The organism is Ramlibacter sp., from assembly GCF_035706265.1.
In the GTDB taxonomy this organism is placed as follows: Bacteria; Pseudomonadota; Gammaproteobacteria; order Burkholderiales; family Burkholderiaceae_C; genus Ramlibacter.
Genome location: NZ_DASSVG010000577.1, coordinates 1 through 7,990 on the forward strand (window position 1 = coordinate 1; position 7,990 = coordinate 7,990).

Consider the following 7,990-nt stretch of genomic DNA (forward strand, 5'->3'; position numbering starts at 1 on the left):
GTGGAGCGGCGGGCGCCGACCATCGCCTCCAGCCAATGGTGGAAGGAGGAGCGGCGCGGCGTCTTCGTCGACTACAACCAGAACGCGAAGGACCGCACCGTCGCCTCGGCGTACTCCTTGCGGCCGAAGCCGGACGGGCGGGTGTCGGCGCCGGTGAGCTGGAAGGAACTGGATGCCTGCAATCCGGCCGATTTCACGCTGCGGACCATGCCGAAGCGCTTCCGGAAGATCGGCGACCCGCACGCGGGGATCGACCGCGCCCCTTGTTCGCTCGAGCCGCTGCTGGAACTCTCGCGCCGGCACGAGGCCGCAGGGCAGGGCGATGCGCCCTGGCCACCGCACTACCGCAAGGCCGCCGGCGAGCCGCGCCGCGCTCCGCCTTCGAAGAAGCCCCTGATCGAAGTGGCGCGCGCCGACCGCGAGGCGGAAGCCGTCGCCGCGGCGGAGGAGTGGAAGGCCAAGCATCCCAAGGCGGCGGCGCACCTGGAGCCCGCCGACGTGCTGGTGGACCGCATGCGCGGCAGGTCGTCGCTGTGGTACCGGGTGCGGATCAACCTCGAGCACGTGCCGGCGCGGCTGCGGCCCAAGGGCGACAAGCCCGGCGCGAAGTGACTTTGCCCCGTGCGGCTTCCCCGGGAGCCTGCGCGAGAGCCACGTGGTCGCGGCACGCCACAATGCCTGCATGACCCCGTCCCCTCCCGGCCAGCTCTGGCCGCGATCGCCGCCGCGCTCGGCATGCGCGTGCTGGGGCTCGCGCGCCGGCCCGGGACGCTGCCGGCCGGCGTCGCGGCGGCCGACAAGGCGAGCCTGTTCGCGCAGTCCGACGTCGTCGTGCTGTGCTGCCCGCTCACCGAGCAGACGCGCGGCCTCGTCGACGCGGCCACCCTCGCCGGCATGAAGCCCCGCGCGCTGCTGATCAACGTGGCGCGCGGGCCCGTGGTCGATACGGCGGCTCTCCTCGCCGCCTTGCGCGCAGGCCGCCTGGGCGGTGCCGCACTCGACGTGCACGAGCGCCAGCCGCTGCAGCCCGGGGACGCCGTGTTCGACGCGCCCAACCTGCTGCTCACCCCGCACGTCGCCGGCATCACCGAAACGAGCATGCGCGCCATGAGCGAAGCGGCTATTGCCACGCTGCTGGCCCTGCTCGCAGGCGAGCGTCCCTCCAACGTGGTGAACCCGGAAGTGTTCCCCTGACCGACGCCTGACGGCTTCCATCGAGGAACACCCTCGGATGGCGGGAATGGCGCCGCGTCTAGACTGTCGGCAAGGAGACAAGCAGGGCATGAAGATCACCGCCATCCAGGCGACCCCCATTTCGTTCCGGCTGCCGGAAGGCAAGACGGTCACCATGGGCGTCGGCAGCACCACCAAGCGCGACGCCATCATCGTCCGCGTGCAGACCGACGAAGGCCTCACCGGCTACGGCGAGGCGCATCCGGGCCGCAGCCCCGGCGCCGTCACGAGCCTGATCCACGGGACGCTCGCGCCGATGCTGGTCGGCATGCAGGCCACCGACAACGTGGGCGCCTGGCAGCGCGTGCACCGCATGCAGCTGTCCAGCCACGGCCTGGGCGCCGGCGCCGCGCTGGCGTTGTCCGGCATCGACATGGCCTTGTGGGACATCCGCGGCAAGGCAGCCGGCATGCCGCTGTACGAGCTGCTGGGCGGCACGCGGCGCCGCGTGCCGGCCTATGCGGGCGGCATCTCGCTCGGCTACCAGCCCAAGGAGTCGCTCGCCGACGAGGCGCAGGGCTATGTCGAGCGCGGCTACCGGGCCGTCAAGCTGCGCCTGGGCGACAACGCGCGCGTGGACGTCGAGCGCGCGCTGCACGTGCGCGAGGTGCTCGGCGACGGCGTGGACATCCTGACGGATGCCAACACGACGTACACCATGGCCGATGCGCGCCGCGTGCTGCCGGCGCTCGCGGACATCCGCGCCGGCTGGCTGGAGGAGCCCTTCGCCTGCAACGACTTCGCCTCCTACCGCGAGGCGGCGAAGATCACGCCGCTGGTGCCGATCGCGGCCGGCGAGAACCACTACACGCGCTTCGAGTTCGCGCAGTTGCTCGAAGCCGGCGCCGTGCAGGTGTGGCAGCCCGACCTGTCGAAGTGCGGTGGCATCACCGAGGGCGTGCGCATCGCCGCCATCGCTTCGGCCTGGCGCATCCCGGTGCATCCGCACAGCTCCGCCACCGGGCTGAACCACGCGGCCACGCTGCACTTCCTGGCGGCCACCGAGAACTCCGGCTACTTCGAGGCCTGCGTCTCGAAGTACAACCCTTTCCGCGACCTGTTCGGCCCGATCTTCACGATCGGCGCCGACGGCTGCGTGGAGCCGCCGCAGGGCCCCGGCCTGGGCGTCGAGGTCGACGAGTCGCTGTTCGCGCAGTACCCGTCGATCGACGGCCCCGGCTACGTCGTCAAATTCTGAACGAACGAAAAGGAAAGCGCATGCGCAACTGGATCGCCCGCCTGCTGGCGGCAAGTTTCCTCGGCCTGGCGGCGATCGGCGCCGGTGCCCAGTCCTTTCCCGACCACACGGTCAAGTTCGTGGTGCCGTACCCTCCGGGCGGCTTCAACGACACGCTGGCCCGGGTCTCGGCGGACAAGCTCGCGAAGATGTGGAGCCAGCCGGTGGTGGTGGAGAACAAGCCGGGCGGCAACACTACCGTCGGCAACGTGTCCGTCGCCAAGGCGCCGCCCGACGGCTACACGATCCTGATCACGCCGCTGCCGTTCTCGGCCCTGCCGGGGCTGTATGGCAACAACCTGCCGTACGACGCGCTGAAGGACTTCCAGCCGCTGGTGTGGGCCGGCAGCACGATGAACGCGCTGGTCGTCCGCAACGACCTGCCGGTCTCGAACGTGCGGGAGTTCCTGGACTACGCACGCAAGAATCCGGGCAAGCTCAATTTCGGTTCCACCGGCTCCGGCTCCTCGAACCACCTCTCGATGGAGCTGTTCATGAAGATGACCGGCACGAAGCTGGCGCACATCCCGTACAAGGGCAGCGCGCCGGCGGTCACGGCGCTGCTGGGCGGCGAGATCGACGCGCTGTTCGACAACGTGCCCAACGTCGTGCAGCACATCCGCGCCGGCAAGATGAAGGTGATCGGCGTCAGCGGCCTGCAGCGCTCCAAGCTGCTGCCGGAGGTTCCCACCGTGGCCGAGTCGGGCGTGCCGGGCTACGAGGTGAACGTCTGGTTCGGCATGCAGGTGCCCGCCGGGACGCCCAAGCCGGTGGTCGAGAAGCTCAATCACGACGTGGTCACCCTGCTCAAGGAACCCGACGTGGTGAAGCGCTTCGCCGACCAGGGCGTCGAGGTCGTGGCCAGCACGCCGGAGCAGTTCCAGAAGCTGGTGCAGGCCGAAGTGGCCAAGTGGACCCAGCTGATCCGCGAGGCCAATATCCGCATCGAATGAAGATCACCGACGTCACGCTCACGCTGTTCGCGTGGGAATCGATCCCCGCGACCAGCTACGGCGCGCACACGGGCAAGTTCTCGGGCGCCAGCCGCCTCGGCCTGCTGGCGATCCGCACCGACGCCGGCGTCACCGGCCACGCCTTCCTGGGCTCGGCGTTCTTCCCGGCCGATTCCGACGGCGGCAGCCTCGTGCGGGTGCTCAAGCCGCTGCTGGTGGGGCAGAACCCGCTCGATCGGGAGAAGCTGTACCAGGCGATGTGGAAGCGGGTGCGGACCACCACGGTGCGCTGCATCGGCGCCGTGGACGTCGCCTTGTGGGACATCGCGGGGCAGGTCGCCGGCCTGCCCATCCACCAGTTGCTGGGGACGTACCGCGAGCACGTGCCGGCCTACATCAGTTCGGCGGTGCTCGCGAGCCCGCAGGCGTATGCCGAAGAGGCGCTGCAGTACCGGGCGCAGAACCTGGTGGCCTACAAGATCCATCCGCCGCAGCAGTGGCGCGAAGACATCCGGGTGTGCGAGGCGGTGCGCAAGGCGGTGGGCGACGACTACCTGCTGATGCTCGATGCGGCCTGGAGCTACGACTACCCCGCGGCGCTGCGCGTCGGGCAGGCGATCGAGCGGCTCGGCTACTACTGGTACGAGGACCCGCTGGCCGACGCCGACCTGTACAACTACGTGGAGCTGCGCAAGCACCTGCACATCCCGATCATGGCGACGGAGTACCCGGCGGGCGGCCTCGACGCCTTCACGCCCTGGGTGAAGGAGCGCGCGACCGACTACCTGCGCGGCGACGTGGCGGTGAAGGGCGGCATCACCGGTCTCATGAAGGTGGCCCACCTGGCCGAGGCCTTCCATCTCAATTTCGAAGTGCACCACGGCGGCAATTCGCTGAACAACGTGGCGAACCTGCATGTGATCATGGCGATCCGCAACACCGAGTTCTTCGAGGTGCTGCTGCCTTCCGGGTCGCAGAAGTACGGCCTGGTGCAGGACATCGAGATCGATGCCGCCGGCCTGGTGCATGCACCGACCGGGCCGGGCTTGGGCGCCCAGATCGATTTCGAGCTGGTGGAACGGAAGAAGGTGGCGGTGCTTTCCTGAGCGCCGTCAGGCCCCGAACACCTTCGCCAGCTCGTACGGCGTCGTGACCTCCAGCTGGTCGTAACGGCACTCCTGCGGCGGCTTGTCGGGCCGCCAACGCAGGAACACCGCCGCGTGCCGGAAGCGATTGCCCTGGAGGTGGTCGTACTTGACCTCGCACACCCGCTCCGGCCGCAGCGCCTCCCAGCTCAGGTCCTTGCCGCCGCTCCAGCGGCTTTGCGCGCCGGGCATGCGCTGCGCGTCGCCGACGGCGGCGCCGCCCCATTCGCGCCAGGGATGGTCCTGCAGCGCGTTCTTGCGCAGCGGCTCCAGTTCCTCCAGCAGCTGCCGCCGCATGTCCATCGTGAACGAGGACGTCACGCCCACGTGCTGCAGCGTCCCGGCGTCGTCGTAGAGCCCGAGCAGCAGCGAGCCGATCGCATCGGTGCGGTCCTTGTACCAGCGGAAGCCGGCCACCACGCAATCGGCGCTGCGCACGTGCTTGATCTTCAGCATCGCCCGCTTGCCCGGTTGGTAGGTCCCCGATTCGAGCTTGGCGATCACGCCGTCCAGCCCGGCGCCTTCGAACTTCTGCAGCCACTCCTCGGCCTGCGCGCGGTCGCGCGTGACCGGCGTCAGGTGCAGCGGCGGCTTCGCCTTCCCGAGCAGGCGCTCCAGCCGCGCGCGCCGCTCCGACTGCGGCAACTCCATCGTGGACTTGCCGCCGGCCGCGAGCAGGTCGAAGGCGACGAAGCTGGCCGGCGTCTCCTTGGCCAGCTTGGCCACGCGCGAGGCGGCCGGATGCAGGCGCATCTGCAGGGCGTCGAAGTCGAGACCGGATGGCGTCGCCACCACGACCTCGCCATCGAGCACGCAGCCTTTGGGCAGCGCCTCGTGCAGCGCCTTCTCCAGCTCGGGGAAGTAGCGGTTCAGCGGCCGCAGGTCGCGGCTTTGCAGGTAGGTCTGCTCGGCGCCGCGGAAGACGAGCGCGCGGAAGCCGTCCCACTTGGGTTCGAACAGGAAGCCCTCCTGCGTCGGAAGTGCCTCGGCGATCTTGGCCAGCATCGGCTCGATGGGCGGGGCGGGCAGGGTGGAGGGCATGCGCCTTTGTATCCGTTCGTGCCCGCGCCGTGGGGCGGCCGCGGACGCGGAGCGAATAACCCCGAGCCGGACTCCATCGCGTCGAATTCCTAGAATCAGGGTTTTCCCTAGGTGTCTCGCCCGAGACACCGCGTTTGCAAGGATCGCCATGCAGGCCCTCGTCCGCCTGAGCCAGTTCGTCGGCAAGACCTTTGCCGCCTGGGTGCTGCTGTTCGCCGCGCTCGCCTTCTTCGCCCCCGCGCAGTTCCGCTGGATCGCGGCCTGGATCGTGCCGCTGCTGGGCATCATCATGTTCGGCATGGGGCTCACGCTGTCGAAGGACGACTTCCGCGAGGTGTTCCGCCGCCCCGTGGATGTCCTGATCGGCGTGCTGGGCCAGTTCATCATCATGCCGGCCCTGGCATGGGTCTTGTGCAAGGCGCTGGCGCTGCCGCCGGAGATCGCGGTCGGCGTGATCCTGGTGGGCTGCTGCCCCGGCGGTACGGCCTCCAATGTGATGGCCTTCCTGGCACGCGGCGACGTGGCGCTGTCGGTCGCGATCACCTCGGTCACCACCCTGCTGGCGCCGCTCGTCACGCCGGCGCTGATCTGGCTGCTGGCCAGCCAGTGGCTGGAGGTGAGCGCGGCGGCCATGTTCTGGTCCATCGTGCAGGTCGTGGTGCTGCCGATCGCGCTGGGCGTGTTCGCACAGTCGCTGCTGAAGGACAAGGTGAAGGTTGCCGTGGGCGTGTTGCCGCTGGTCTCCGTGATCGCGATCGTTGCCATCGTGGCCGCGGTGGTGGCGGCCAACCAGCCGCGCATCGCGACCAGCGGGTTGCTGATCTTCGCGGTGGTCGTGCTGCACAACGGCCTGGGCCTGCTGCTCGGCTACCTGCTGGGCAAGCTCACCGGCCGCAGCATCGCGAAGCGCAAGACGCTGTCGATCGAGGTCGGCATGCAGAACTCGGGCCTCGGTGCCGCGCTGGCGGCCGCCCACTTCTCGCCGCTCGCGGCGGTGCCGAGCGCGATCTTCAGCGTGTGGCACAACATCTCGGGCGGGCTGGTGGCGACGCTGTACCAGGGGTGGGAAAACAGCCCCGAAGACGCCCGCGAGCCGGAAGAAGGGGCAGCGGCGCAGGCCGAAGCGGCTGCCTGATCAGCTGCCGATCCGGCCTCGTTCCGCTAGAATTCCGGTCAACCGAGGAGCGTTGCAGCGTCCGCCACGGACGCGAGGCTCGGATTCCATGCAACGACGCTCACCCACCTTCCGTGCGGTGAGACCCTCCGGACGGTGGGCTCTCCACCATCACGTTCCGGAGCCACCATGAACGCCGTTCTCAAGACCGCCGCGCCCGCCGACTGCGCGATCACCGACCTGTCGCTCGCCGACTGGGGCCGCAAGGAAATCCGCATCGCCGAAACCGAGATGCCCGGCCTGATGGCGATCCGCCAGGAGTTCGCCCAGGCCCAGCCGCTGAAGGGCGCCCGCATCACCGGCTCGCTGCACATGACGATCCAGACGGCCGTGCTGATCGAGACGCTGCAGGCGCTCGGCGCCCAGGTGCGCTGGGCCTCCTGCAACATCTTCTCCACCCAGGACCACGCCGCCGCCGCCATCGCCGCCAGCGGCACGCCGGTGTTCGCCAGGAAGGGCGAATCGCTGGAGGAGTACTGGGACTACACGCACCGCATCTTCGACTTCGGCGCCAAGGGCACGGAAGGCGAAGGCCCCAACATGATCCTGGACGACGGCGGCGACGCGACGCTGCTGATGCACCTGGGCATGCGCTGCGAGAAGGACCTGTCGCTGATCGACACGCACTCCAGCGAGGAAGAGCGCATCCTGCACGCTGCCATCCGCAAGAAGCTCGGGGAAGACCCCACCTGGTACAGCCGCAAGTCGGCCCAGATCATCGGCGTGACGGAAGAGACCACCACCGGCGTGCACCGCCTGCAGGACATGGCGGCCAACGGCAAGCTGAAGTTCCGCGCGATCAACGTCAACGACTCGGTCACCAAGAGCAAGTTCGACAACCTGTACGGCTGCCGCGAATCGCTGGTGGACGGCATCAAGCGCGCCACCGACGTGATGGTGGCCGGCAAGGTGGCGCTGGTGGCCGGCTACGGCGACGTGGGCAAGGGCTCGGCCCAGGCGCTGCGCGCGCTGTCGGCCCAGGTGTGGGTGACCGAGATCGACCCGATCAACGCGCTGCAGGCCGCCATGGAAGGCTACCGCGTGGTGACGATGGAGTACGCCGCCGACAAGGCCGACATCTTCGTCACCTGCACCGGCAACTACCACGTGATCACCGAACAGCACATGCTGCGCATGAAGGACCAGGCGATCGTCTGCAACATCGGCCACTTCGACAACGAAATCGAAGTCGCCGCGCTGCGCAAGT

General features: G+C 69.1%; 7 protein-coding genes, 1 pseudogene and 1 riboswitch. Of the genes and pseudogenes, 7 read left to right on the forward strand and 1 reads right to left on the reverse strand.

The genetic code is table 11. The features are described from left to right. The 5 genes and pseudogenes from VFM98_RS20670 to VFM98_RS20690 form a co-directional block, all read left to right on the forward strand. Window positions 1–612, forward strand: a pseudogene (locus VFM98_RS20670) (DNA primase); the annotation flags it as partial. A 9-nt stretch (window positions 613–621) separates the two neighbouring features. Continuing rightward, window positions 622–1,194, forward strand: a complete 573-nt coding sequence (locus tag VFM98_RS20675) for an NAD(P)-dependent oxidoreductase (RefSeq protein WP_325111778.1) — start codon at window positions 622–624, stop codon at window positions 1,192–1,194. Window positions 1,195–1,282: 88 nt separating this feature from the next. Further along, a complete protein-coding gene (locus VFM98_RS20680; protein WP_325111779.1) occupies window positions 1,283–2,431 on the forward strand; it encodes a mandelate racemase/muconate lactonizing enzyme family protein in 1,149 nt (382 codons plus the stop codon). 20 nt (window positions 2,432–2,451) lie between these two features. Beyond that, the gene (locus tag VFM98_RS20685; protein ID WP_325111780.1) at window positions 2,452–3,423 is read left to right on the forward strand and encodes a tripartite tricarboxylate transporter substrate binding protein; all 972 of its coding nucleotides are present in this window, start codon (window positions 2,452–2,454) and stop codon (window positions 3,421–3,423) included. Then, window positions 3,420–4,529 carry an enolase C-terminal domain-like protein gene (locus tag VFM98_RS20690; RefSeq protein WP_325111781.1) on the forward strand — a complete coding sequence of 370 codons (1,110 nt, stop codon included), beginning with the start codon at window positions 3,420–3,422 and terminating at the stop codon, window positions 4,527–4,529. The genes VFM98_RS20685 and VFM98_RS20690 overlap by 4 nt, the downstream gene beginning before the upstream one ends. A 6-nt stretch (window positions 4,530–4,535) precedes the next feature. On the opposite strand, the gene VFM98_RS20695 is transcribed toward VFM98_RS20690, so the two are convergent. Beyond that, the gene (locus VFM98_RS20695) at window positions 4,536–5,609 is read right to left on the reverse strand and encodes an ATP-dependent DNA ligase (protein ID WP_325111782.1); all 1,074 of its coding nucleotides are present in this window, start codon (window positions 5,607–5,609) and stop codon (window positions 4,536–4,538) included. Window positions 5,610–5,757: 148 nt separating this feature from the next. On the opposite strand from VFM98_RS20695, the gene VFM98_RS20700 reads away from it, so the two are divergent. Together VFM98_RS20700 and VFM98_RS20705 are read left to right on the forward strand one after the other, a co-directional pair. Next, on the forward strand, window positions 5,758–6,744 hold the full coding sequence (locus VFM98_RS20700; RefSeq protein WP_325111783.1) for a bile acid:sodium symporter family protein: 987 nt from the start codon (window positions 5,758–5,760) through the stop codon (window positions 6,742–6,744). A 38-nt stretch (window positions 6,745–6,782) separates the two neighbouring features. Then, window positions 6,783–6,853, forward strand: a riboswitch (S-adenosyl-L-homocysteine riboswitch). A gap of 59 nt (window positions 6,854–6,912) precedes the next feature. Then, window positions 6,913–7,990 (forward strand): adenosylhomocysteinase (locus tag VFM98_RS20705; protein WP_325111784.1); only part of this gene is annotated, 1,078 nt, incomplete at its 3' end.

Bases quoted from the DNA above. Each gene is read 5' to 3' on its own strand.
- VFM98_RS20680 (WP_325111779.1), top strand. From the start codon at position 1,283: ATGAAGATCACCGCCATCCAGGCGACCCCCATTTCGTTCCGGCTGCCG.
- VFM98_RS20685 (WP_325111780.1), top strand. From the start codon at position 2,452: ATGCGCAACTGGATCGCCCGCCTGCTGGCGGCAAGTTTCCTCGGCCTG.
- VFM98_RS20690 (WP_325111781.1), top strand. From the start codon at position 3,420: ATGAAGATCACCGACGTCACGCTCACGCTGTTCGCGTGGGAATCGATC.
- VFM98_RS20695 (WP_325111782.1), bottom strand. From the start codon at position 5,609: ATGCCCTCCACCCTGCCCGCCCCGCCCATCGAGCCGATGCTGGCCAAG.
- VFM98_RS20700 (WP_325111783.1), top strand. From the start codon at position 5,758: ATGCAGGCCCTCGTCCGCCTGAGCCAGTTCGTCGGCAAGACCTTTGCC.